Source organism: Kribbella catacumbae DSM 19601, assembly GCF_000372465.1.
GTDB classification, from domain to species: Bacteria; Actinomycetota; Actinomycetes; order Propionibacteriales; family Kribbellaceae; genus Kribbella; species Kribbella catacumbae.
Window position 1 is genome coordinate 176921 of the sequence record NZ_AQUZ01000008.1, and the last position, 22026, is coordinate 198946.

Consider the following 22026-nt stretch of genomic DNA (forward strand, 5'->3'; position numbering starts at 1 on the left):
AGCGTGGACGACAGGGGCCAGGTCCTCTCGTCCCTCGTTGCCGTGCTCGCCGTCGTCGCGATCGTCGGCGGTCTGCTGGTGCTGTTCGGCACTCGCGGTAACAACAGCGTGGCGGACGAGGCCAAGCCGGCACCCAAGAGCACTCCTTCGAAGCCGTCTGGTGGCACACCGACCAGCGCTCCGACGAGTGCGCCGGTCGAGACGCCGCCGGCCAAGCCCAGTACGTCCGCGCCTGTTGAGCCGACACCGACGCCTTCCGCAACGCCCTCCTCAGCGCCTTCTTCGGTGCCGACCGCTCCGGCATCGATCCCAGCTTCCGAGCGGCCGGCCGTCGAGGTCTACAACAACACCGCGCGCAAGGGCCTCGCCGAGGACGTCGCGATCCGCGCCCGCAAGACCGGCTGGATCGTCACCGGCAAGGACAACTGGCACGGCAAGATCGTCACCAGCACGGTGTACTTCCCGGCCGGCATGCAGGCCGAGGCCGCCCAACTCGCCAAGGATATCGAGATCTTCAGCACCAAGGACGCCCTGCCGAACATGAAGAAGGACCGTCTCAGCGTCATTCTGACCACGGACTACGCCGGATGAGCACTCCAGAGCTGGCGACCGCAGCCGGGCGGGAGGGCTGGGAAGCGATCGTCGAGGATCCAGCCGGGGCGGTGATCGCCTCCGACTTCGACGGCGTGCTCTCACCTCTGGTCGAGGACCCGGCGATGTCGCGTGCAGTCGACGGCGCTCTGGATGCGCTGGCCCGGCTGGCGCGCTCGGTGAAGCAGGTAGCGATCGTGACCGGCCGGCCGGCACTGGTTGCCACGGAGCTCGCCGGGGTCACGGGTCATCCTGGGCTCGGGCGTCTCGTAGTACTGGGTCACTACGGGCTTGAGCGGTGGGAGGCGTCGACAGGTGCCGTCACCAGCGACCCGGTGCCTGCGGGGGTTGCCGTTGCTCGGGAGAAGCTGCCGGCTCTCCTGCAGGACGCGGGCTTCCCAGATGCGTTTGTGGAAGACAAGGGCAGCTCCCTGGCAGTCCACACTCGCCGCCTGGCCGACCCTGTGCCCGCTCTGGAGGTACTGCGCCAGCCGCTGACCGACCTAGCCGAGTCGGTCGACCTCCGTCTAGAGCCGGGCAACCTGGTCCTGGAGCTCCGCCCGCCCGGTATCGACAAGGGCGTGGCCATGCGCCGCCTGATCGCCACCACCGGCGTCCGCTCTGTCCTCTACGCCGGAGACGACCTAGGCGACCTGGCAGCCTTCCGCGCCCTCGACGCCCTCCGCGCAGACGGCCTGTACGCAGTACTAGTAGCCGCCCGCTCCTCAGGCGCGACTGCACTCACCGACGCCGCCGACATAGTCGTAGACGACCCAGCCGGCGTCGTCACGGTCCTGACCGCCCTCTCGGATGCCATAAGCGCTCGCTGACTGGGATCAGGCGTTGGCCAGTACGGCGTTGGCTCTGTTCAGGATGGTGTTCAGGACGCGGCCGGCGGCGGCCAGGTCCTCGGCGGGTAGGTCGCCCCACAGTCCCTGAGTGATCGGGCCGAGGACAGTGCGGACCTCTGTCCACTGCGCCTGCCCCGCGTCGCTGACCTGGACGTGGCCCTCGCCGCCGTCGCGTAGGTATCCCGCGGCGGTCAGTTCGGCGATGCGCTCGGCCACTGACGCCTCACTGAACTTCGTGGCGCCGTTGACCCGGCGGATGAGCTCGGCGCGGTCGATGGTCCCGCCGCCGACCACTGCCAGCGTGAGGGTCACCCACTGGGGTTCGGTGATGCCGGTCCCGGCGAGCTGCCGGTCCAGGATCGCGTTGAGGGTCTTCTCGGTCTGGCCGATGAGCGAGGGACCGAAGGCCTGCGTACTGGTTGCCATCACGGGATCCAATCGTTTTCTGTACTAACGTTAGTCTCACTAACGTTTCTGATGTGAGCGAATCTATATCGTTAGCCGGACTAACGCAACAGGGTAGGATCGGTGCCATGACCAGGAAGGCCGAAGCCGCGGACATGCACTACGGCGAGCTGAAGACGCCGGACAGGCTGCGCCGACGGGCGAGCCGGCTGTTGTCGCAGGTGTCCACGCAGTCGGATCGGCTGATGAACGAGGGGCTGGGCCGGGTCGACGCCCGCAAGTGGCACTACGCCGTGCTCGCCTCCTTGCAGGAGCACGGCCCGGGCAGCCAGGCGACGCTGAGCCGGCGTACTGGCATCTACCGCAGCGACATGGTCGGCGTACTCAATGAACTGGCCGAACGTGACCTCGTCGAGCGGGTGCCGGACCTCGATGACCGTCGCCGCAACGTCATCACGATCACGGCCCAGGGCCGCCGGCATCTTCGCCGCCTCGACAAGGTCCTGGACGACCTCCACGACGAACTGCTCGCACCGCTGACCGCTGCCGAGCGCGACCAGTTCGTGCAGTTGCTCACCCGCCTGCTGGACCACCACACGCAATAGGCATCGATCTACCGGAGGGTGTCAGCGCCGGCGGAACGCGGCGGCGAGGGTGTCACCGATGGGCCGAACCGGCCGCTCGGCGTAGTTGCCGTCCTTCAGGTCGGCGAGGCGCTCGAACAGGTTCCGCGAGGCGAAGTCACCGGTCCGCAGCCAGGACCAGCCTGCCGCGATCAGATAGAGCGGCAGCAGTGGCAGGCCGATCAGGCAGAAGTACTGCCACGAGTGCCGCTCCTCGTGCTTGACCAGCACCGGCCGCTCCTCGAAGTACTGGCGGTCGTGCTTGCTCACGATCAGATTCCCGACCGTGAACGCACTGGCCACCGGAAACCCAAGCTTGTACCCAGTCGCGTAGAACAACCCCCGCGGCCCCCGACTGAACCTCGCCCGCCCGATCACCCCGACGACCACCCCCGCAAGCGTCGACAGATTCACCACATTCCCCACCAACTTCACCACGTGCCAACCCGACATCGCCCCACCTCCCACCATCAGTATCAACCGATCCCGACCCCGCTGGCGCAATGTCCTAATGTCGCAATTCTTAGGACATCGGTGTGCACCCTGAGCGCCACCTCGGGGGGAGCACGTTGGTGGAGGGCGGACCGCCACATCATCAATCGTCGAGGCCGCCGCTCGTCTTCACGCTCAGGACGACTGGCGAAGCCCGCATCGGGTGGCCATTGATGGGCTGGATGTCCGCGGGTGGGCAGGCCGTTAGCGGTCCAACGACCAGCCAGTCGGCCGCCGACCGGCTGGAGCCGACCCTGACGCTGTCGGTGGGGTGGGGCAGACTGGCGGGGTGAGTTCGGTGGTGCGGCGGTGGCGGGCGGGGCGGGTGGTGGATCCGCATTTGGTGATCGGCGGGTTGCGGAAGGGGCCCGGGGATCCGGCGTATGTGTTCGAGGCGGGACGGCGGACTGTTTGGCGGGCTACCAGGACGCCGGACGGGCCGGTGTTGTTGCGGTTGTCGCCGTACGCCGGGGTGGCTGAGGTCGAGGCCGAGGCGTGGGGGCCGGGGGCGGACTGGGCCTTGGACGGGGTGCCGGAGTTGCTGGGGGAGGCTGACAGCTGGGACGGGTTCGAGCCGTTGCCGAAGCACAAGCCGTTGGTGGATGCCGCGCGGCGGTTCGCGGATTTCCGGGTGCCCAGGACGCGAGCTGTGTTCGAGGCGATGGCTGCTGCGGGGATTGAGCAGGTGGTCACCGGCAAGGAGGCGTTTGCGGGATGGCGGATGCTGCTGCGCGAGTACGGCGAGCCGGCGCCTGGCCCGGGGTCTCCTGATGGGCGGAAGATGATGGTGCCGCCCAAGCCGGAGGAGTGGCGGCTGATTCCTTCGTGGCAGTGGTTGCGGGCCGGGGTCGAGGGGCGGCGGTCGCGGGTGGTGATCACGGCAGCGACGCGGGCTGCCGCGTTGGAGCGGACGCTGGAGCTGACCGACGGCGCTGAGGTGGAGCGGCGGTTGCGGTCGCTGCCTGGGGTTGGGGTGTGGACTGCGGCTGAGGTCCGGCAGCGGGCGCATGGTGATGCCGATGCGTTCTCCTTTGCTGACTATCACGTCTCGCGCAACGTCTCCTACGCGCTCACTGGCGAGGAGCTGGATGACGACGGTTGCGCCGAACTCATCGAGCCCTACCGAGGCCACCGCTACCGCGTTCAGGCCCTGCTGGAACTAGCCGGCATCGGCCACCCCCGCTACGGCCCCCGCAAGTCCCTCCCAACCCACACCCCCGGCGCCACCCACCGCCTCCGCTGACTCAGGACACCCGGCGCTCCACACGGCGTACCTCCTGGTGAAGGTGGGAGAACTGGGCACTGGGTTTCCAACATGGAGATTGACGGGGATGGGCTCTACCTGGTTGCCGGGGCGGCCTTGTTGGTCGGGGCCGTGTTGCCGCGGTTGTTGCGGCGGGCTGCTGTTTCGGCGCCGATCGCCTTTGTGGGCGCCGGATTGCTGCTCGGGCTGGTCGTCGATCGTGGCCGGTTGAGTCCGATCGCGGAGCCCGAGCTGACCGAGCACCTGGCCGAGTTGACCATCCTGATCGCACTGATGGGCGTCGGGCTGGCGATCGATCGGCCAATCGGCTGGCAGCGGTGGAAGGTGACCTGGCGGCTGCTGCTCGTCGCCATGCCGGCCTGTATCGCCGCAGTCGCCGGCGCGGGCTGGTTGCTCGGGTTGGCTCCCGCGACGGCTCTGCTGCTCGGCGCAGTACTGGCACCCACCGATCCGGTGCTTGCGTCGGATGTACAGGTGCAAGGGCCGACGACGGGCGAGGGTGCCGAGCCTGAAGAGGATGACGAGGTCCGGTTCGCCCTCACCTCAGAGGCCGGCCTCAACGACGGCTTAGCGTTCCCGTTCGTGTACGCCGCGGTGTTCGCCGTCACGAAGGGCGAGGTAGGGAACTGGGCGCTTGAGTGGTTCGCCTGGGAGTTGATCGGCAAGACATTGATTGGCGTCGCCATCGGAGCCGGCGCCGGCTGGCTGCTCGGAAAGATGGCCTTCTCCGCGCCGTCGCGTACCTTCCGGCTGGCTGATTCCCGCGAACCAGTACTAGCGCTGGCGATGACGCTGGGCGTCTACGGACTGGCGGGCGTGCTGCACGGCTACGGCTTCATCGCCGTGTTCGTCGCCGCGCTGACGCTGCGAGCCGCCGAGCGCAGTCACGACTTCCACGAGGAGCTGCACAGCTTCATCGAGCAGCTCGAACACATCCTCACCTGGGGCATCCTGCTGCTCCTCGGAGTGGCGATCACCGGCGGGCTGCTGAAGCCGTTGACCTGGGCGGGCGCCGCCCTCGGCATCCTGCTCGTCTTGGTGATCCGTCCGCTCACCGCCTGGATCTCGCTCAGCGGGATGCCGCTGAGGCGATCCGAGCGGTGGGTCGCGGCCGCGTTCGGCGTACGGGGTGTCGGGTCGGTGTTCTATCTCGCCTTCGCCGGCGCCGACTTCGGTACGGATCTGCCATGGTTGTGGGCGACGGTCGGATTCACCGTCGTTCTGAGTGTTGCCGTCCACGGCGTCGCGGCGACGCCGATGATGCGGATGCTCGATCTCCGCCGGAACGCGTGACGGCGCGCGCAGGTGGTTCGGCGCCGTGCTTGATGGCTTCGGCGGCGGAGATCCCGGCTGCGAATTCCTTCAGTTTCTCGAACATGACTCCATCGTCCGAGCCTGAGACCGGCCACAAAAGTGGCGCAGAAGACGACTATCGCTAAGATTACGACACATGACCCGGCCCACTGTGTCTGTGCTCGCGTACGACGGGATGACGGCGTTCGAGGCCGGCATCGTGATCGAGGTGTTCGGATTCGTCTGGCCCGATATCGCCGAGCCCTGGTACGAGTTGAAGGTCTGCACCGAGACGCCTGAGCCGATCCGGGTGATCGGCGGCGCCACCATGAGCAGCCCGCACGGCCTGGCCGAGTTCGCCGCCGCCGACACGGTCGTCATCCCGAGTGTCGCCAGCCCGCGCGGCGAGACCTCACCCGAACTGATCGAGGCGCTCCGCGAAGCCCACGCTCGCGGCGCCCGGATCGTGTCGATCTGCTCGGGTGCTTTCGCGCTCGCCGCCGCCGGCCTGCTCGACGGCCGCCGCGCGACCACCCACTGGCGGTACGCCGAAGAGTTGCGCGAGCGCTACCCGCGAATCCTGGTGGATCCGGAGCCGCTCTACACCGATGAGGGCGACGTGCTCACCAGCGCGGGATGCGCCGCCGGGCTGGATCTCGCGATGCACCTGGTACGCAAGGACTTCGGTGCCGCCGTGGCGAACTCGGTCGCCCGGCGCCTGGTGATCCAGCCGTACCGGGCCGGCGGGCAAGCGCAGTACATCGAATCACCTGTGCCGCCCGAACCGGACGATTCGCCGGTCGCCCGGAGTCTCGAGTGGGCTCTGGAGCATTTGGCCGAGCCTATCGGCGTACCGGATCTGGCGCGGGCGGCCGGATTGTCGCCGCGAACCTACCTGCGGCACTTCATCCGAGCGACTGGTACTACGCCGGCGAAGTGGCTGATCGCGCAGCGGGTGCAGGCGGCTCTGGCGATGCTGGAGACCGGGGATGCGCCGGTCGAGGAGATCGCGCTGGCGGCCGGGTTCGCGACTCCGGTGACGATGCGGCACCACTTCGGCAAGGTGCTGCGGACCTCGCCGTCGGCGTACCGGCGGACCTTCCGTGAACGCCAGGCGAGCTGACGCCGGCCCTTGCAACAGCCCAGCCTAAGCCAGCCCGGAGCTGAGATCGGCTGTCTCGCATGGTGGGAACGGAAGACACGATATGGACCCGATTGGGTAACCTCGGCAGTGCTCATCCAGAGGGACTGAGGGAAACGGCCCGTTGAAGTCCCGGCAACCCTCCCCGTTCGGCGTCTCGATCCGAGGCTTCCGGCGGCGGAACGGTGCCAAATCCGTCCTGTACCGAGAGCCGGTGCGGGGAAGATGAGGAGGGAAAACTCCGCCATGAGCCTGAGCACCGCGCCGACCACCCACACCATCCGTGAAGGTGCCTTCGGCAACGGAACCCACCTGAGCTGTCGCGCTTGTGGCGCGAAGTCCGAACTGGGTCCGTTCTACGCCTGTATGGAGTGCTTCGGTCCGCTGGAGGTCGGGTACGAGTTCCCGGCCATCACGCGTGAACAGATCGAGGCCGGACCCAAGAACATCTGGCGGTACCAGCCGCTGCTGCCTGTCCCTGTCGACGTGGCCAGCTTCCCGAACACCGAGCCCGGCTACACCCGGCTGATCGACGCCGGCAACCTCGCCCGCGAGCTCGGCCTGCGCAAGCTGTGGGTGAAGGACGACTCGGGCAACCCGACCCACTCCTTCAAGGACCGGGTTGTCGCCAGTGCGCTCAGTGCCACCCGCGAGCTCGGCATGAAGGTCTTCGCCTGCCCCTCCACCGGCAACCTCGCGAACGCGGTCGCCGCGGCCGCCGCCCGGGCCGGGATCCGCTCGGTCGTGTTCATCCCGCAGGACCTCGAGCGCCCCAAGATCATCACTACTGCCGTGTACGGCGGCACGCTGGTGGCCGTCGAGGGCAACTACGACGACGTCAACAAGCTCGCCTCCGAGATCGCCGGTGAGGAGGAGGGCTGGGCGTTCGTGAACGTCAACGTCCGGCCGTACTACTCCGAAGGCTCGAAGACGCTGGCGTTCGAGATCGCCGAGCAGCTCGGCTGGCGGATCCCGCAGCAGGTGGTGATCCCGGTCGCGTCCGGTTCGCAGCTGACCAAGATCGACAAGGGGTTCACCGAGCTCGGCAAGCTGGGGCTGGTCGACGCGACCGACTACAAGATCTACGGCGCGCAGGCGACCGGATGCTCGCCGGTGGCGCAGGCGTTCCGGGACGGCCACGACGTGGTCAAGCCGGTCAAGCCGGACACCATCGCGAAATCCCTGGCGATCGGGAACCCGGCCGACGGACCGTACGTGCTCGACGTAGCCCGGCGTACCGGCGGGGTGATCGAGGACGTCAGCGACGAAGAGGTTGTCGAGGGCATCCAGTTGCTGGCCCGGACCGAGGGCATCTTCACCGAGACCGCGGGCGGGGTGACCGTCGCGACGCTGAAGAAGCTGATCGAGACCGGCCAGCTCGACCCCGAGGCCGAAACCGTCATCATCAACTCCGGCGACGGGCTCAAGACGCTCGACGCCGTGGCCGACCGGGTCGGCCCGAAGGTCACCATCCCCGCGTCGTACGACGCCTTCGTGAAGGCTGGTCTGCAGTGAGCGTCAGCGTCCGTGTCCCGACCATCCTGCGTCCCTACACCCAGGGCGCGTCCGAGGTCTCCGTCGACGGCTCGACCCTGAGCGAGGTACTGGAGTCCCTCGACACGTCGTACCCCGGAATCAAGAGCCGGGTGCTCGACGAGTCGGGTGAACTGCGCCGTTTCGTCAACATCTACGTCGACAACGACGACGTCCGCTTCTCCGAGGGCCTGCAGACGTCCATCAAGGACGGCGGCCAGGTCTCCATCATCCCCGCCGTCGCCGGCGGCTGAACCTCCGGCGCGCAAGCCCACCACATGTGGGCTTGAACAACAAACGGCGGCCGTGAACAAGGTCCTTCCTGTTCACGGCCGCCGTTTACTGTCCGAGCCCACATGTGGTGGGCTCGGACCCGGCTGTCGGTTGGTGTTCAAGCCCGCCAGTGGTGGGCTTGGCCCACGAGAGGGGTCAGTCGGTGCCGAATTCCATCGCGGCGTTGTCGAGGAGTTCGTCGTCGGTGTCTACCTGGCCGCGGGAGGCGATCGCGTCGGCGCCGCCCTGGGTCATTTCGCCGATCAGGGTGGTGTCGGCGCCGAGCAGCTCGGCGTGGGCCGTGCCGATCATGCCCAGGCCGGCGTACTGCTCCAGCTTGGCGCGGGAGTCGGCGATGTCCAGGTTCCGCATGGTGAGCTGACCGATCCGGTCGACCGGGCCGAAGGCGGAGTCCTCGGTGCGTTCCATCGACAGCTTGTCCGGGTGGTAGCTGAACGCCGGTCCGGTGGTGTCGATGATCGAGTAGTCCTCGCCCCGCCGCAGCCGCAGCGTGACCTCACCGGTGATGGCCGAGCCGACCCACCGCTGCAGCGACTCCCGGATCATCAACGCCTGCGGGTCCAGCCAGCGGCCTTCGTACATCAGCCGGCCGAGCTTCCGGCCCTCGTTGTGGTACGCCGCGATGGTGTCCTCGTTGTGGATCGCGTTCACCAGCCGCTCGTACGCCGCGTGCAGCAGCGCCATCCCCGGCGCCTCGTAGATGCCCCGGCTCTTGGCCTCGATGATCCGGTTCTCGATCTGGTCCGACATCCCCAGCCCGTGCCGGCCGCCGATCGCGTTGGCCTCCAGCACCAGGTCGACCGCGGAGCCGAACTCCTTGCCGTTGATCGTCACCGGCCGGCCCTGGACGAAGCCGATCGTGACGTCCTCGGTGGCGATCTCGACGGCCGGGTCCCAGAACTTCACGCCCATGATCGGGGTGACCGTCTCCACCCCGGTGTCGAGGTGCTCCAGCGTCTTCGCCTCGTGCGTCGCGCCCCAGATGTTCGCGTCGGTCGAGTAGGCCTTCTCGGTGCTGTCCCGGTACGGCAGCTCGTGGGCGAGCAGCCACTCGCTCATCTCCTTACGCCCACCGAGCTCGGTGACGAAGGCGGCGTCGAGCCACGGCTTGTAGATCCGCAGGTTCGGGTTGGTCAGCAGCCCGTACCGGTAGAACCGCTCGATGTCGTTGCCCTTGAAGGTCGAGCCGTCGCCCCAGATCTGGACGTCGTCCTCGAGCATCGCCCGGACCAGCAGCGTGCCGGTCACGGCCCGGCCCAGCGGGGTGGTGTTGAAGTACGCCCGGCCGCCGCTGCGGATGTGGAACGCGCCGCAGGTCAGCGCGGCCAGCCCCTCCTCCACGAGCGCCGCGCGGCAGTCGACCAGCCGCGAGATCTCGGCGCCGTACGCCTTCGCGCGGCCGGGGACCGAGTCGATGTCGGGTTCGTCGTACTGGCCGATGTCGGCGGTGTAGGTGCAGGGCACAGCGCCCTTGTCGCGCATCCACGCGACCGCGACCGACGTATCGAGCCCTCCGGAGAAGGCGATGCCGACCCGTTCACCGACGGGCAGAGACGTGATGACCTTGGACATAGGAATAAGTATGCAGCGGAATGCATGATCATGCAAACCGCGTCGCTAGGATGGCCTTCATGCGCGCGATCGTGATCGACCAGTACGGCGTACTGCCCGTGGTCCGGGAGGTGCCGGAGCCTGAGGTTCAGCCTGGTGGGGTGGTGCTGAAGGTCGAGGCGACCGGGCTTTGCCGCAGTGACTGGCACGGGTGGCAGGGGCATGACCCTGACATCGTGCTGCCGCACGTGCCGGGTCATGAGCTGGCTGGGACCATCGCGGCGGTGGGCGAGGGGGTGCGGGGCTGGGCGGTTGGCGATCGGGTGACGTCGCCGTTCATCTGCGCCTGCGGCACGTGTGAGCAGTGTCTGGAGGGCAATCAGCAGGTGTGCCCGAATCAGTTGCAGCCGGGCTTCAACTACTGGGGGTCGTTTGCGGAGTACGTCGCGCTGCCGTTCGCCGAGGTGAACCTCATCCGGCTCCCCGATGAGCTCGACTTCGGTACTGCGGCTGGGCTCGGCTGCCGGTTTGCCACGTCCTATCGCGCTGTGCGGCAGGTCGGGCGGGTCGCCGCGGGGGAGAACGTGGTGATCTTCGGCTGCGGTGGCGTCGGGTTGTCGGCGGTGATGATCGCTTCCTCGCTTGGGGCTCGGGTGATCGCGGTCGACACGAATCCGGCGGCGTTGGAGCTGGCCCGTTCATACGGTGCTGCTGACGTGGTGCGGGCGTCGGAGAACGTCGTACCGGAGTTGCTGGAACTGACCGGCGGTGGTGCGCAGGTGACGATGGATGCGCTGGGTTCCAGTGACATCGTCCAGAGCGCCTTGCGGTCGTTGCGACCGCGCGGACGGCATCTCCAGGTGGGCTTGCTGCCGTCCGGGGTGCAGCTGGACGTCGGCCGCCTGATCGGCCAGGAACTCGAATGGCTCGGCAGTCACGGCATGCCCGCCCACGCCTACCCTGAGATGCTCGGGCTCGTTGCCTCCGGCAACCTCGCCCCTGCCGAGTTGATCACGCGGACGATCACGCTGGAGGAGGGGCCGGCTGCGCTCGCGGCGCTGAGCAAGGGCACGCCGGCCGGCATCACCGTCATGACACCTTGAGCGTGCGCCCCGCCAAGCACGCCAGTTGTGGGCTGAACCACGGGTGAGTCGGCGCCGCGAGCCAGAACCTGCCAGCGCCAGCGCCACGGGCGATGCAGCTGGCGTAGCGGAGCTAGAGGCGGATGAGGTAGACCGTGGGTGGGCGGCCGGTGCGGCCGTGTTGTTGGCTGCCTATGGGGTCGGCCAGGCCGGCGCGTTCCAGGCGTTTGAGGACTCGGCGGGCGGTGCGGAGCTGGACGGCCAGGTGTTCGGCGACGTCTTGGGTGGTCAGGCCGTCGGGGAGGGTGGCGACCAGTTCGCGCATCCGGGAGAGCGTCTGGGTGTTGAGGCCGACGCGGCGTGCCAGCAGCGGCAGGGATTCCGGGCCGCGGTCGACGGCCGGCTGGTCCTGATCGCTGGACGGTTCGATCACGATCTCGACGTCGTCCGACATCGAGACCACGCCCGCGACCGGGCCCATCGACGCGGCGCGGCTGACGGCGCGACGGGCGAGCGCCTCGGCTTCGGCCGCAGTACGGCCGACTCCGAAGCCGACGCGGGCAGTGGCGTGGCGGGCGGCGAGCGCGTCGAGCAGCGGCATCCGGGTGAACTGCTCGGTGGCTTGCTCGAGCAGGCCTCGGGTCGTGACGACGAGGTTCCGGCCGTCGGGCAGTACTGCGAGGCTGCCGCCGAGGGTGATCAGATCCCGAGCCAGCGCTTCGTCCGGCTCGGGCAGCTCGATGACGCCGAGCGCGACCTGCGCATCGCCGACGTGCTGGCCGGTGGTGGTGAGCACGAGGGCCTGCAGGGTGGACTGGATCGAGTACCGCGATGGCGCCAGGCGCACCGAGGGCATCTCGTTCTCCAGCAGGTGGAACGCCGAACCGAGACAGCTGATCGCGACCTTGGTGTCGTGCTGCTCCTGGGCGCTGCGGTGGAACGCGACGATGTCGTCCGAGGTGAGGCCGGCCCGGTACGGCAGGACGTGGATGTCGTCGGTGGGCAGCTTGGCCTCGATCAGCGTCTCGAACACCTCGGTCCGGCGCAGCGTGTCGATCGACAGCCGGGTGACGTCGTGGCCGAGGCGGAGCAACTCGACCAGCGCGCGCAGCAGGGTGGCGCCGTCGTACGAGACGTACATCGCCGGACGGTCGATGACGCCGGCCTCGGTGGCGATCGTGAACGGTACGACACCGGTGAACAGGATCGCGTCCACCTGCTCGTGGACCTGGTCGACCAGCTGGACCGTCTCGTTCTCGTGCCGGTAGGGCAGCGGGACCAGCGTCGCCGGGTGGTTCGCAGTACCGACGGCGAGGACGCGCTGGACCAGGTCCTCCGGGCCGATGATCCCGACGCTGATCACTGCGGTGCACTCCTCATTGGGATCCTTGAAAAATTCTGGTCCGGCCCTCAAATCGCACAATAGCGCACTGCTTGCGCGATCTGATGCAGCCCTTGACGACATCTGACGCTGTCTCCTAGTTTTCGGTCAAGACCTAAATTGCCACAGATTGCGGGGAGCCGCTCATGTCCGGTGCACCGGTACGCCGTACGCCGCTCCCGGGGGTGCTCGAACCGGCCGGGCGGACCATCGGCGCCGAGGAGCGCGCGGCGGTGTTGCGAGTGCTCGACTCGGCGGTTCTGTGCAGCACCTTCGGCGGTGAGGCGCGAGCGCTGGAAGCGGAGATGGAGTCGCTCTACGGGCGTACCGCGGTGGCTTGCAGCTCGGGTACTGCGGCGCTGCATCTCGCCGTCGCGGCCGTGCGGTTCGAGCCGGGCGACGAGGTGATCACGACGCCGATCTCGGATTTCGGGACGGTCGCGCCGATTCTCGCGCAGAACGGCGTACCGGTGTTCGCCGATGTGGATCCGGTCACGGGGAACCTCGATCCGGAGGCTGTCGAGGCGGCGATCACGCCGCGGACCCGGGCAATCATCGCGGTGCATCTGTTCGGGGCGCCGGCTGATGTGGTGGCGTTGCGGTCTGTCGCTGATCGGCATGGGTTGGTGCTGATCGAGGACTGCGCCCAGGCGTGGCTCGGGACGACGGCAGCGGGTGACTTGCTGGGGACGTTTGGCGATATCGCTTGCTTCAGCCTGCAGCAGTACAAGCACATCACCGCGGGGGATGGCGGGCTGGCGATCACGGCTGACCCGGAGCTGGCGACGCGGATGCGGCTGTTCATGGACAAGGGCTGGGACCGCTCGGGTGGTCGGGTGCATCTCATGCTCGGCCTGAACTATCGGATGACTGAGCTGGTTGCCGCTGTCGCCCGAGCTCAGCTGGGCAAGGTCGCCGATGTGGTCAAGCGACGGCGAGAGTCCGCGGAGCAACTGATCGTCGCCCTGGGAGGTGGTCCGGCTGGTCAAACGTTGGGAGCAACCGGGCCGGCGTCGGGAGCGGCAGGGCGGGCTGGGCAGGTGTCTGGGCTGAGTTGGCCGGATGGGCCCGGGGATGGGTTGGCTGGGGTTAGGCTGCCGGAGGTGGCGGGGCATGCGTTCTGGCTGTTCCCGCTGGTCGTTGCTGGGGACAACCGGTTGTGGGCGGACGGGCTGACCGCGGAGGGCATGCCGGCGTCGGCTGGCTATCTGGACCGGCCGCTGTACGCGAACCCGGTCTTCACCGGGGCGCCCGTCTACGGGACCTCGCGGTATCCGCTGGATCGGGAGTACCCGGCTGGGTTGTGCCCGAACGCCGAGCGGCTGATCGAGCGGACACTCGTGGTGTTGCCCTGGAACGAGGGCTACACGAAGACTGACGTCGACGACATCGCCCGCGCGATCCGGAAGGTGCACACCGATGGCTGACTGGCTGACCCGGTCACCCGAAGAACACATCCTGTACGACGTTGACGTCCTCTTCGGCCCCTGGCCGAGCCACCCCACCGACTCCGACCTGGCAACCGTCAAATCCCACCTGGCCCGATCCCACATCCAGAACGCCCTGATCCTCTCCACCCAAGGCGCCCTCTTCTCCGACCAAGCCGGCAACACCGAAACCCTCACAGCCCTCGCCAACACCAGCTCGTCGGCTCCGCCGACCTCGCGCTCGGATCAAGAGCGCGGGCCGGATGCTGCAGGCGGCGGCAGCGGCGGCGTACCGGGCTCGTCGGCTTCGCCGACCTCGCGGGCCGGGCAGGTGCATGGCGCGGTTGGTGCAGGCGGAGGGCGAGTGGCGCCGGAGCAGCAAGGTGGCCAGCCGGCAGTTGGGCTAGTGCCGGTGGGGACTGTGGATCTTCGGGATGCGGTGGGGGCCGCTGAGCAGTTGGACTGGCTGGTGGGGAACGGGGTTCGGTGTTTGCGGTTGTTTACTGGGGTGCAAGGGGTGTTGGGGGAGACGCCGGCGTACAAGTACGTGGTGGGGGAAGCCGTCCGGCGGGGGATGGTGTTGTTGCAGGATGGGGATCCTCGGCGGTTCGGGGAGGTGCTGGCGGGGCGGGGGGCTGAGGTGATTTTTCTGGATCTGCATGTGTACTTGCTGGGTGACTTCCTGCTGATGGCGAAGAGCGAGCCGGGGTTTCGGGCGACTACGCGGATGTTGTCGAGTCCGGATGGGATCGAGCGGGTGGTGGAGACGGTCGGGGCGCGGCAGTTGGTGTTCGGGTCGCGGACGCCGTTCATGGACATCTCGCCGCAGACGTTGCGGCTGCGGTACGCGCGGATCAGCCCGGAGGACCGGGCGTTGATTGCCGGGGGCAACATGAAGGCCCTGCTGGAGAAGGCGGTTTGATGCGGATCATCGACGTCCACGCGCACTGGGGACCCTGGCCGTTCCACATGGAGGTCGGGGATGTCGCACTCAATCTCGAACTGATGGACCGGTACGGGATCGAGCTCCAGATCGTCTCCGCGGCCGAGGCGGTCGTGTACGACGCGGTGGCGGGGAACGCGAAGCTTGCCGAGGTGTTGCAAGAGCAGCCGAGGCTTCATGGGTACGCCGTCGTCAACGCCAACCGGCTGGAGCGCAGCGCCCAGGATCTGCGGGATTGCCTGAGCACCGGCCGGTTCGTGGGCGCCAAGATCCACACCACCTACCCAGGTGTGCCGATCGGGTCGCCGCTGATGGCGGACACCTTCGACATGCTCGACGAGGTCGGCGTACCGCTGCTCCTGCACACCTGGGGCACCGACGTCTCGCTCCTCCCAGAGATGCTGGAGAACCGCCCCAATCTCAAGGTCATCGCCGGGCATGCAGGCGGAGACGCTTGGCGAGAGGCAGCCAGGGCGGCCGTCGAGTGCGACCGCATCTACCTAGAGCACTGCCGCACGGTGACGGACGCCGGCCGCATCACCTTCGCCCGCAGCGTCGGCGTACCGATGGAGCAGTTCCTCTTCGGCACCGACTCGACTCTGATCGACCCCTGCATCTCCCTCGGCGTCATCCGCGACGCCGGCTTCACCCCGGAGGAACTAGAGCAGGTCCTCGCCACCAACGCCAGCAGGCTGTTCGGCCTGTAGACCCCGGACCGCCACCACTCACAAACCTCGGCGGGGCGGGCCGCGTTGGGCCCGGCTGAGCGTGGGCAGAGCAGGGATGGCGGGGGTGCTAGGGGGTTTGTGAGTGGTGGCGGTCCGGGGGCTACAGAGACTCGAGGCAGCGGATCACGGCGTCGCGCTCGGCGGCGGGCAATGCGGGACCGTAAGGGTCGCAAGCAGCCTCCTCTGGGATGAGGCCTTCCCAGACGGCGGCCCAGAGCATTCGTTGGACGTAGCCCTCGATGGGGGCGTAGAAGGTCGCTGCCGCGAAGCGGTCCAGGCGATCGGAGGCGTGCAAGAAGCCAGCATGATCCGCAGCGGTCCAAGCCCGCAGTACTGCGGCTGACAGCTCGACCTGGGCCGCGGCGATGCCGACTAGCGCGGTGTCGGCTCCCCACATCATCGACGGCCCGTACATCCGGTCTTCCCCGGTGATCAACAGCTTCCCCGTGCTACGCCCCGCCCAGATCGCATCCTGGCAGGCGACGGCTTGGTCCAGAGTCGCCGTCTTCACGCCGAGCATCTCCGGCAGCGACAGCAACTCCCGGATCAACTCCGGCGGATAGGGATACCCACCAGCCTCCCCATGCAGGTAGAAGCCGACCAGCGGCAGCCTGCTCTCAGCAGCCACCCGCTGATGCAGCCGCACGGCTGCAGCCTGTCCGTCCGCCAACTCTCGATAGGCGGCCAACGGATAGACCATCACCGCGTCGGCCCCGAGACCGGCCGCGTTGACAGCCATCGTCACCGTGGCGTCCTCAGCCTCCTGCAAGGTCTCCACCCCAGTACTGCGAGGCACGCCGACCCCTGCCACCAGCGGAGCACTAGTAGCGGCCCGCCAAGTCGCCAGCACCTTCCCGCGATCCGCCTCGCTCAGGTAGAGCCCGCGCCCGGTATGAGCCCACACGGCCACCCCGCCGATAGGCCCGGACGCGATCCGCGAGGCGTACGTCGCCAGGGCGTCGTATGCGACGACACCCTCGCTGTCCATCGGTGTGACGACAGCAGGGAGGAGTGTGCCGCGGAGTTGCTCTACCAGTGCGTGCATCAGAGGTCGTGTCCCAGTCCTGGCCGAGTCGGTACCTCTACCCAACCATTGACGTCAGCGAAGGTCTTCGGCGCCAGCGGCTCCTCCCGGACCAGCAGTGGCCCAACCAGGTCGGCCGGGACGGTTGCACCCGGCACTGCCGCTGCCAGGTGTACTGCGGCGAGTGTCGCCACCCCTAGCTCGGGCATCGACCCCACCTTCACCGCCAACCCGGCTGCCTCGGCAAGATGGGCGATCTGGAGAGCACGGTGCAGACCACCCACCTTGAGGATCTTGATGTTCAGTACGTCGGCCGCACCCCGCCGGACGATCTCCAACGCGTCCTGCAGCGACTGCATGCTCTCGTCGACCATCACACGCAGGTCGAGCCGCTCCCGGAGTCTCACCAGGCCGGCCAGGTCCCAGCGCGGCAGCGGCTGCTCCACGAGCGCCAGACCGGCGTCGGCCATCTTGGCGAGCACCGGCAGCGCAGTAGCGGAGTCGTACCCCTCGTTGGCATCCAGACACAGCTCCGCGCCAGGCGGGAGCGCAGCCAGCACTGCCCGGACGAGCTCGATGTCCCTGGCCGGGTCCTCGCCGCCCTTGACCTTCAGGTGCCGGAACCCGCGCTCTGCGTACTCCGCGGCCTCCGCCGCCATCTCGTCCAGCGTGCCGAGCCCGACCACCCAGGCCGTCTCCACCCGCATGCGGATGCTGCCGCCGAGCAGGACGTGGACGGGCCAGCCGCTGAGCTGCCCGGCCAGGTCGTACAGGGCGATGTCGAGGCCCGCCTTGGCCACGTGCTGCCCGCGGAGCGCGACGTCCATCACCAGGTGCGCCCCAGCCCGGTCGAGCGGGTCGTGGCCGATCAGGGCGGGCGCGAGGTGGTCCTCGATCGCCGTCCTGACGCCGGCCAGTGTCTCACCCGTGTACGCCGTCATCGGTGACGTCTCGCCGACGCCGATGACACCGTCGGTCGTCTCGACCTCCACCACCAAGCTGATGAGCTCGTTGCTCACGCCACTGCTGATCCGGAACGGCCGCCGGTACGGCGCGCGCACCACCCGGGTCCGGATCTGGGCGATCGAACCGGCGGCCGCGGCGGCCGGCAATCCCACTGGCTGCGATGCGACACTCACGAATCTGCTCCTAAAGGTCGCGCCACGCGAGAAAAGGACTTACGGTCAAGACCGTAAGTAGCCAGGTCGGTCGATGTCAATGGACGGGAAGGCGGCAGCCATGCGGCTGGGTCTCTATCTGAACCTGTACGGCGCCGACGGCGACCGGCCGTCGCTCGAGGACGGGGTCGAACAGGCCCGGCTGGCCGAGCAGGCGGGCTTCGACTGGGTCGTGCTGGGTGAGCGGCATCTGCACCGCGCCGGCTACCACGAGATCCTCACCTCGCTGACCTGGCTGGCGGCGAAGACCGAGCGGATCGGCATCGCCACCGCCGGGATCGTGGCGCCGCTCTACCAGCCAGTCGTACTGGCCGAGACGCTCGCACATCTGGACGTCTTGTCGGGCGGGCGGCTGACCGCGGGCTTCGTGCTCGGCTACCGGCCGGAGGAGTTCGCCCTTTACGGCGTCACGCAGGCCGAGCGGGTCGCGCGGTTCGAGGAGTGTCTGGAGATCCTCACCAAGCTCTGGACCGAGGACAAGGTCAGCCACCAAGGCCGGTTCACCCAGATCGAGGACGCCTTCCTGTCGCCGCGCCCGGTGCAGAACCCAAGACCGCGGATCTGGAACGGCGGCCGGGTCTCCGCGATGCTCGAACGCACCGCGCGGATGTGCGACGGCTGGACCACGTCGTTCAACGAGCTGGACGCCGACCTGCCGGCCAAGATCGCGGAGTACCGGTCCTATCCGCGCGGCGAGGGCACGCTCGGCGCCGAGGTGATCATCTGCCGGGAGGGCTTCTGCGCCCCGACCTCGCAGGAAGCGCGGCAAACGCTCGAGGAGCCGCTGCGCGACCTGTACGACGCCTACACCGGCTGGAAGCGGACCTCGGCCGACGGCTCGCGGTACAGCCAGGGCTGGGACGACATCGCCGCCCGCAGCGTGATCGGCTCACCGGCCGAATGCGCCGAGCGGCTCTCGTACTACGAAGAGATGGGTGCCGACGGCATCATTCTCCGGATCCAGCCGCCTGGGATGTCCCAAGCCGACGCCCTCCGCTCGATCGAGGCCTTCGGCAACCTTCTCGCCCAAGCCTCACCCGGCGTTCATTCGCCCCCTTTTCACCCCTACTTGACCCAGCCCGCCGATGATCTGCCATCGAAGGGGTGAAAAGGGGGCGAATGAACGCAAGAGATGGGTGGCTAGGCCTTGAGCCCGGTCATCGCGATGCTGTCGGTCAGGTAGCGCTGCAGCAACCCGAAGACGAGCAGGCTGGGGATGACGGTGATGGTCGCGCCGGCCATCACCTGGTTGATCGGTACGGCCTCGCTCTGCAGGCTGGCCAGGCCGACGGTCAGCGTCTGCATCTGCGCCGACTGGCCGATCACCAGCGGCCAGAGGAAGTCGTTCCAGTGCCAGAGGAAGACGAAGATGCCGAGCGTCGCCAGCGCCGGCCGGACCAGCGGCAGGACGATCGTGCTGAACGTCCGCCACTCCGAGGCGCCGTCGATCTCGGCCGCCTCGAACAGTTCGTCCGGCAGTTGGCTGATGAACTGCCGCATCAGGAAGACCGCCTGCGAGTTCGCCAGCGTCGGCACCACCAGCCCCCAGTAGCCGTCCACCCAGCCCAGCTTCGAGACCAGGATGTACGACGGGATCAGGGTCGCCTGGAACGGCACCATCAGCGTCGCCAGGAAGGCCCAGAACATCAGCTCCCGGCCCGGGAAGCGCTTCTTCGCGAAGGCATAGCCGGCCATCGCGGCGAACAGCAGGATGAAGAGCACCGAGACGAGCGAGTAGATCAGCGAGTTGACCGTCCAGCGCGGGATGTCCGAGCTGGACAGCACGTTGGAGAAGTTCTGCCACGTCCACCGGGACGGATTGAGCGCGTCCGGGAAGGTCTGGCCGCTCGGCGGCGCGAACGCCACCAGCACCATCGCCGCGAACGGAAGGATGGTGACGACCGCGGTCAGCACGAGCAACGTCGGCAGGGTGAGCCGGGCAGGCCGCATCAGTCGTCCCTCCCGACCAGCCGGCGTTGGATCAGCGAGACGATCAGCACGATCAAGAACAGCACCAGCCCGATCGCGCTCGCGTAGCCGAAGTCGAAGAACTTGAAGCCGGAGTCGTAGAGCAGGTAGACGAGTGAGTAGCTGGCCCGGACCGGGCCGCCGGCGGTCATCACGTACATCGCGTCGAAGACCTGGAACGCGCCGATCGTCTCGATCACCAGCACGAAGAACAGCACGGGCCGCAACTGCGGCAACGTGACGTAGCGGAACCGCTGCCAGATCCCGGCGCCGTCGATCATCGCGGCCTCCAGGTACGAGCGCGGGACGGCCTGCAAGCCGGCCAGCAGGATCAGCATCGAGTACCCGAAACCCTTCCAGGCAGACGTCACCGCGATCGACGACAGCACCGTACCGGCCTCTCCGAGAAAGTCGAACGGGCCGAGCGAGACCAAGCCGAGCAGGCCGTTGAGCAGGCCGTCCTCGGCGTTGTAGATCCACTTCCAGATCACGGCCGCGAGCACGATGCTGGTGACGTAGGGCAGGAAGAAGACGCCGCGGAAGAAGCCGCGGCTCCAGACCACCTGCTGCAGCAGCAGCGCGGTACCGAGGGAGAGCAGGACGGTGAGCGGAACGAAGATCACCGTGTAGGTCAAGGTGACCAGCAGGCTCTCGTGGAAGAGCTTGTCCTCGAGCAGTCGCGAATAGTTGTCAAAGGCAATGAAAGTCCACTGGCCGCTGAGCCGGTAGTCGGTCAGTGACAGCAGGAACGCGCCGATGACCGGGACGAACCGGAAGATCACGAACAGCACCAGCATCGGTGCCACGAACAACAATCCGGCCAGCGACCGCCGCCACGGCGACAGGTCCCGGCGCGCCGCCCTCGCGGCCGGGCCTGTCGCCTGGCTCTCGCCCCCAGGGGGTGCCGCGCGGCCTCCCTCCGTCATTGCCGCGCGACCTCCCCTCGGGCTCACCGCTGTCTCGACAGCAGTTCGTCTGCCTGCTTCGCAGCGTCATCCAGGGCCTGTTGAGGCGTCTTCTTGCCGGTCAGCGCGGCCTGCAGTTCGGCCGCGAGCAGCGAGTTCACCTGCCGGGCGACCGCGTTCGGCTCACCGGGGAAGGCGAACTCGAGGGCCGAGGAGAACTTCTCCGCCACCGCGTCCTTGGCCGGTACCTTCGCGTCGGTCCGCGGCGACAGGAAGCCGGCCGTCGTACCGAGGCTGACCACCTGCTTGGGGTCGATCATGAAGGACAGGAACTTCTCCGCGCCGGCGATGTTCTTCGACGCGGCGTTCACGCCCAGCCCACCGGGCAACCCGAAGCCGACCTGCTTCTTGCCTTGCAGCGGCATCCCGATGATGACGTTGTCGGCGCCCCAGGTGGTGGCTGCCATCTTGGCGTCCGACGGGGTGTTGGTGAAGCCCATCGCCACCTGCTGCTTGCCGAGCGCCGCGTCGGCGACCACGTTGCCGTTGGTCAGCGCGCTCTTCGGGATCGCGCCCTCGTTGAACAGGCTGGTCAGGAAGGTCAGCGCCTCGACGCCCGGTGCCTCGTTGAAGGTGGCCTTCTTGCCGTCGTCGGAGAAGACCTTGCCGCCGGCCTGCCAGAGCAGCGGGTAGAAGTTCAGGTTCTGCGTCGCGCTCGGCGAGGCCGAGTAGTCGAGCGTGGCGACGCCGGCCGCCTTGAGCTTCGGCGCGGCCGCCTTGATCTCGTCCCAGGTCTGCGGCGGGGTCGTGATCCCGGCCTTGTCGAGCAACTTCTTGTTGTACATCGTCGTGGTGACCGTGTGGTAGATCGGCGCGGCGTAGGCCTTGCCGTCGACGGTCAGCGCGGTGATCGCGCCGGGCAGGAAGTTGCTCTTGGCCGGCTCGAGCACCTTGTCGACCGGCGACAGCGACCCGTTCTTCACGTACTGCGGGACCTGGTCGGGGTTCAGTACGACGACGTCCGGGCCCTTGCCGCCGGAGAAGGCGGTGGCGAGCTTCTGGTCACGCTGGTCCCAGGGCTGCTGCTCGATCTTCAGGTCGGTCCCGGAGTTGGCCGCCTCGAAGTCCTTCTCGATCTGGGACCAGTAGGCGCTGCTGGCCTGTTGGTCGGCGATCACCGGATACATCCAGACGGTGACGGTGCCGGAGGACGACGGCGACTCCTCGGAGCCGCCGCAGGCCGTGAGCGATGCCGCGACCGCGAACGCGGTGAGCGGAGCCAGGTAGCGGCTGACTTTGGTTTTCATCGGACCCCTTTTGTCCAGAGATGAACCGACTGACGAGTGCCCGGA

Annotated in this window: 22 protein-coding genes and 1 riboswitch; of the genes, 13 read left to right on the forward strand and 9 right to left on the reverse strand. The window is 68.0% G+C overall.

Going from position 1 to position 22026, the window contains the following annotated elements; translation table 11 throughout:
- Window positions 1–3 precede the first annotated feature (3 nt).
- Both A3ES_RS0111525 and otsB read left to right on the forward strand, forming a co-directional pair.
- Window positions 4–591: a LytR C-terminal domain-containing protein gene (locus A3ES_RS0111525; RefSeq protein WP_020386963.1), complete on the forward strand. Its 588-nt coding sequence runs from the start codon at window positions 4–6 to the stop codon at window positions 589–591.
- Window positions 588–1421 carry a trehalose-phosphatase gene (otsB, locus tag A3ES_RS0111530; RefSeq protein ID WP_020386964.1) on the forward strand — a complete coding sequence of 278 codons (834 nt, stop codon included), beginning with the start codon at window positions 588–590 and terminating at the stop codon, window positions 1419–1421. Before A3ES_RS0111525 ends, otsB begins: the two co-directional genes overlap by 4 nt.
- 6 nt (window positions 1422–1427) lie before the next feature.
- Here otsB and A3ES_RS0111535 read toward each other — a convergent pair whose 3' ends face one another.
- Window positions 1428–1868: a helix-turn-helix domain-containing protein gene (locus A3ES_RS0111535; protein WP_020386965.1), complete on the reverse strand. Its 441-nt coding sequence runs from the start codon at window positions 1866–1868 to the stop codon at window positions 1428–1430.
- A 107-nt stretch (window positions 1869–1975) separates the two neighbouring features.
- Here A3ES_RS0111535 and A3ES_RS0111540 point away from each other — a divergent pair, with 107 nt between their 5' ends.
- Complete coding sequence (locus tag A3ES_RS0111540; RefSeq protein WP_020386966.1) at window positions 1976–2452, forward strand: MarR family winged helix-turn-helix transcriptional regulator; 477 nt, start codon at window positions 1976–1978, stop codon at window positions 2450–2452.
- A 21-nt stretch (window positions 2453–2473) separates the two neighbouring features.
- Here A3ES_RS0111540 and A3ES_RS0111545 read toward each other — a convergent pair whose 3' ends face one another.
- The gene (locus A3ES_RS0111545; protein ID WP_020386967.1) at window positions 2474–2923 is read right to left on the reverse strand and encodes a hypothetical protein; all 450 of its coding nucleotides are present in this window, start codon (window positions 2921–2923) and stop codon (window positions 2474–2476) included.
- A gap of 328 nt (window positions 2924–3251) precedes the next feature.
- Here A3ES_RS0111545 and A3ES_RS0111555 point away from each other — a divergent pair, with 328 nt between their 5' ends.
- From A3ES_RS0111555 to A3ES_RS0111575, 5 genes are all read left to right on the forward strand, one after another.
- Window positions 3252–4205: a DNA-3-methyladenine glycosylase family protein gene (locus tag A3ES_RS0111555; protein ID WP_040454518.1), complete on the forward strand. Its 954-nt coding sequence runs from the start codon at window positions 3252–3254 to the stop codon at window positions 4203–4205.
- A 72-nt stretch (window positions 4206–4277) separates the two neighbouring features.
- Window positions 4278–5519, forward strand: a complete 1242-nt coding sequence (locus A3ES_RS0111560) for a cation:proton antiporter (protein ID WP_020386970.1) — start codon at window positions 4278–4280, stop codon at window positions 5517–5519.
- Window positions 5520–5676: 157 nt separating this feature from the next.
- Window positions 5677–6642 (forward strand): helix-turn-helix domain-containing protein, encoded by a 966-nt coding sequence (locus A3ES_RS0111565; RefSeq protein ID WP_026162777.1) that lies wholly within the window; start codon window positions 5677–5679, stop codon window positions 6640–6642.
- 109 nt (window positions 6643–6751) lie between these two features.
- Window positions 6752–6892, forward strand: a riboswitch (SAM riboswitch).
- 14 nt (window positions 6893–6906) lie between these two features.
- Window positions 6907–8175 (forward strand): threonine synthase, encoded by a 1269-nt coding sequence (thrC, locus tag A3ES_RS0111570; RefSeq protein ID WP_020386972.1) that lies wholly within the window; start codon window positions 6907–6909, stop codon window positions 8173–8175.
- Window positions 8172–8447 carry a ubiquitin-like small modifier protein 1 gene (locus A3ES_RS0111575; protein WP_020386973.1) on the forward strand — a complete coding sequence of 92 codons (276 nt, stop codon included), beginning with the start codon at window positions 8172–8174 and terminating at the stop codon, window positions 8445–8447. Before thrC ends, A3ES_RS0111575 begins: the two co-directional genes overlap by 4 nt.
- A 175-nt stretch (window positions 8448–8622) precedes the next feature.
- On the opposite strand, the gene argG is transcribed toward A3ES_RS0111575, so the two are convergent.
- A complete protein-coding gene (gene argG / locus A3ES_RS0111580; RefSeq protein ID WP_020386974.1) occupies window positions 8623–10059 on the reverse strand; it encodes an argininosuccinate synthase in 1437 nt (478 codons plus the stop codon).
- Window positions 10060–10118: 59 nt separating this feature from the next.
- On the opposite strand from argG, the gene A3ES_RS0111585 reads away from it, so the two are divergent.
- Window positions 10119–11141: a zinc-dependent alcohol dehydrogenase family protein gene (locus A3ES_RS0111585; RefSeq protein WP_026162778.1), complete on the forward strand. Its 1023-nt coding sequence runs from the start codon at window positions 10119–10121 to the stop codon at window positions 11139–11141.
- A 112-nt stretch (window positions 11142–11253) separates the two neighbouring features.
- Here the strand turns inward: A3ES_RS0111585 and A3ES_RS0111590 are convergent, their stop codons facing one another.
- Complete coding sequence (locus A3ES_RS0111590) at window positions 11254–12483, reverse strand: response regulator (RefSeq protein ID WP_020386976.1); 1230 nt, start codon at window positions 12481–12483, stop codon at window positions 11254–11256.
- 164 nt (window positions 12484–12647) lie between these two features.
- Between A3ES_RS0111590 and A3ES_RS0111595 the strand changes: the two genes are divergently transcribed.
- The 3 genes from A3ES_RS0111595 to A3ES_RS0111605 are packed head-to-tail and all read left to right on the forward strand — an operon-like array spanning window position 12648 to window position 15578.
- Complete coding sequence (locus A3ES_RS0111595; RefSeq protein ID WP_020386977.1) at window positions 12648–13928, forward strand: DegT/DnrJ/EryC1/StrS family aminotransferase; 1281 nt, start codon at window positions 12648–12650, stop codon at window positions 13926–13928.
- Window positions 13921–14850, forward strand: a complete 930-nt coding sequence (locus A3ES_RS55480) for an amidohydrolase family protein (RefSeq protein ID WP_020386978.1) — start codon at window positions 13921–13923, stop codon at window positions 14848–14850. Before A3ES_RS0111595 ends, A3ES_RS55480 begins: the two co-directional genes overlap by 8 nt.
- Complete coding sequence (locus A3ES_RS0111605; protein ID WP_020386979.1) at window positions 14850–15578, forward strand: amidohydrolase family protein; 729 nt, start codon at window positions 14850–14852, stop codon at window positions 15576–15578. Before A3ES_RS55480 ends, A3ES_RS0111605 begins: the two co-directional genes overlap by 1 nt.
- A gap of 121 nt (window positions 15579–15699) precedes the next feature.
- Here the strand turns inward: A3ES_RS0111605 and A3ES_RS0111610 are convergent, their stop codons facing one another.
- Window positions 15700–16644, reverse strand: a complete 945-nt coding sequence (locus A3ES_RS0111610; protein WP_020386980.1) for a dihydrodipicolinate synthase family protein — start codon at window positions 16642–16644, stop codon at window positions 15700–15702.
- The gene (locus A3ES_RS0111615; protein ID WP_202806482.1) at window positions 16644–17762 is read right to left on the reverse strand and encodes a mandelate racemase/muconate lactonizing enzyme family protein; all 1119 of its coding nucleotides are present in this window, start codon (window positions 17760–17762) and stop codon (window positions 16644–16646) included. The genes A3ES_RS0111610 and A3ES_RS0111615 overlap by 1 nt, the downstream gene beginning before the upstream one ends.
- A 73-nt stretch (window positions 17763–17835) precedes the next feature.
- Here A3ES_RS0111615 and A3ES_RS0111620 point away from each other — a divergent pair, with 73 nt between their 5' ends.
- The gene (locus tag A3ES_RS0111620; RefSeq protein WP_202806483.1) at window positions 17836–18909 is read left to right on the forward strand and encodes an LLM class flavin-dependent oxidoreductase; all 1074 of its coding nucleotides are present in this window, start codon (window positions 17836–17838) and stop codon (window positions 18907–18909) included.
- A 32-nt stretch (window positions 18910–18941) separates the two neighbouring features.
- On the opposite strand, the gene A3ES_RS0111625 is transcribed toward A3ES_RS0111620, so the two are convergent.
- The 3 genes from A3ES_RS0111625 to A3ES_RS0111635 are packed head-to-tail and all read right to left on the reverse strand — an operon-like array spanning window position 18942 to window position 21981.
- Window positions 18942–19751: a carbohydrate ABC transporter permease gene (locus tag A3ES_RS0111625; RefSeq protein WP_020386983.1), complete on the reverse strand. Its 810-nt coding sequence runs from the start codon at window positions 19749–19751 to the stop codon at window positions 18942–18944.
- Window positions 19751–20695, reverse strand: coding sequence for a carbohydrate ABC transporter permease (locus A3ES_RS0111630; protein ID WP_083933376.1), 945 nt, complete (start codon window positions 20693–20695; stop codon window positions 19751–19753). The genes A3ES_RS0111625 and A3ES_RS0111630 overlap by 1 nt, the downstream gene beginning before the upstream one ends.
- A 23-nt stretch (window positions 20696–20718) precedes the next feature.
- Window positions 20719–21981: a sugar ABC transporter substrate-binding protein gene (locus tag A3ES_RS0111635; RefSeq protein ID WP_020386985.1), complete on the reverse strand. Its 1263-nt coding sequence runs from the start codon at window positions 21979–21981 to the stop codon at window positions 20719–20721.
- Between the last annotated feature and the right edge of the window lie 45 nt (window positions 21982–22026).

Coding starts and splice junctions, on each gene's coding strand:
- A3ES_RS0111605 (WP_020386979.1), top strand. CDS start 14,850: ATGCGGATCATCGACGTCCACGCGCACTGGGGACCCTGGCCGTTCCAC.
- A3ES_RS0111625 (WP_020386983.1), bottom strand. CDS start 19,751: ATGCGGCCTGCCCGGCTCACCCTGCCGACGTTGCTCGTGCTGACCGCG.
- A3ES_RS0111545 (WP_020386967.1), bottom strand. CDS start 2,923: ATGTCGGGTTGGCACGTGGTGAAGTTGGTGGGGAATGTGGTGAATCTG.
- A3ES_RS0111620 (WP_202806483.1), top strand. CDS start 17,836: ATGTCAATGGACGGGAAGGCGGCAGCCATGCGGCTGGGTCTCTATCTG.
- A3ES_RS0111595 (WP_020386977.1), top strand. CDS start 12,648: ATGTCCGGTGCACCGGTACGCCGTACGCCGCTCCCGGGGGTGCTCGAA.
- A3ES_RS0111560 (WP_020386970.1), top strand. CDS start 4,278: ATGGAGATTGACGGGGATGGGCTCTACCTGGTTGCCGGGGCGGCCTTG.
- A3ES_RS0111630 (WP_083933376.1), bottom strand. CDS start 20,695: ATGACGGAGGGAGGCCGCGCGGCACCCCCTGGGGGCGAGAGCCAGGCG.
- argG (WP_020386974.1), bottom strand. CDS start 10,059: ATGTCCAAGGTCATCACGTCTCTGCCCGTCGGTGAACGGGTCGGCATC.
- thrC (WP_020386972.1), top strand. CDS start 6,907: ATGAGCCTGAGCACCGCGCCGACCACCCACACCATCCGTGAAGGTGCC.
- A3ES_RS0111535 (WP_020386965.1), bottom strand. CDS start 1,868: ATGGCAACCAGTACGCAGGCCTTCGGTCCCTCGCTCATCGGCCAGACC.
- A3ES_RS55480 (WP_020386978.1), top strand. CDS start 13,921: ATGGCTGACTGGCTGACCCGGTCACCCGAAGAACACATCCTGTACGAC.
- otsB (WP_020386964.1), top strand. CDS start 588: ATGAGCACTCCAGAGCTGGCGACCGCAGCCGGGCGGGAGGGCTGGGAA.
- A3ES_RS0111565 (WP_026162777.1), top strand. CDS start 5,677: ATGACCCGGCCCACTGTGTCTGTGCTCGCGTACGACGGGATGACGGCG.
- A3ES_RS0111635 (WP_020386985.1), bottom strand. CDS start 21,981: ATGAAAACCAAAGTCAGCCGCTACCTGGCTCCGCTCACCGCGTTCGCG.
- A3ES_RS0111610 (WP_020386980.1), bottom strand. CDS start 16,644: ATGCACGCACTGGTAGAGCAACTCCGCGGCACACTCCTCCCTGCTGTC.
- A3ES_RS0111540 (WP_020386966.1), top strand. CDS start 1,976: ATGACCAGGAAGGCCGAAGCCGCGGACATGCACTACGGCGAGCTGAAG.
- A3ES_RS0111585 (WP_026162778.1), top strand. CDS start 10,119: ATGCGCGCGATCGTGATCGACCAGTACGGCGTACTGCCCGTGGTCCGG.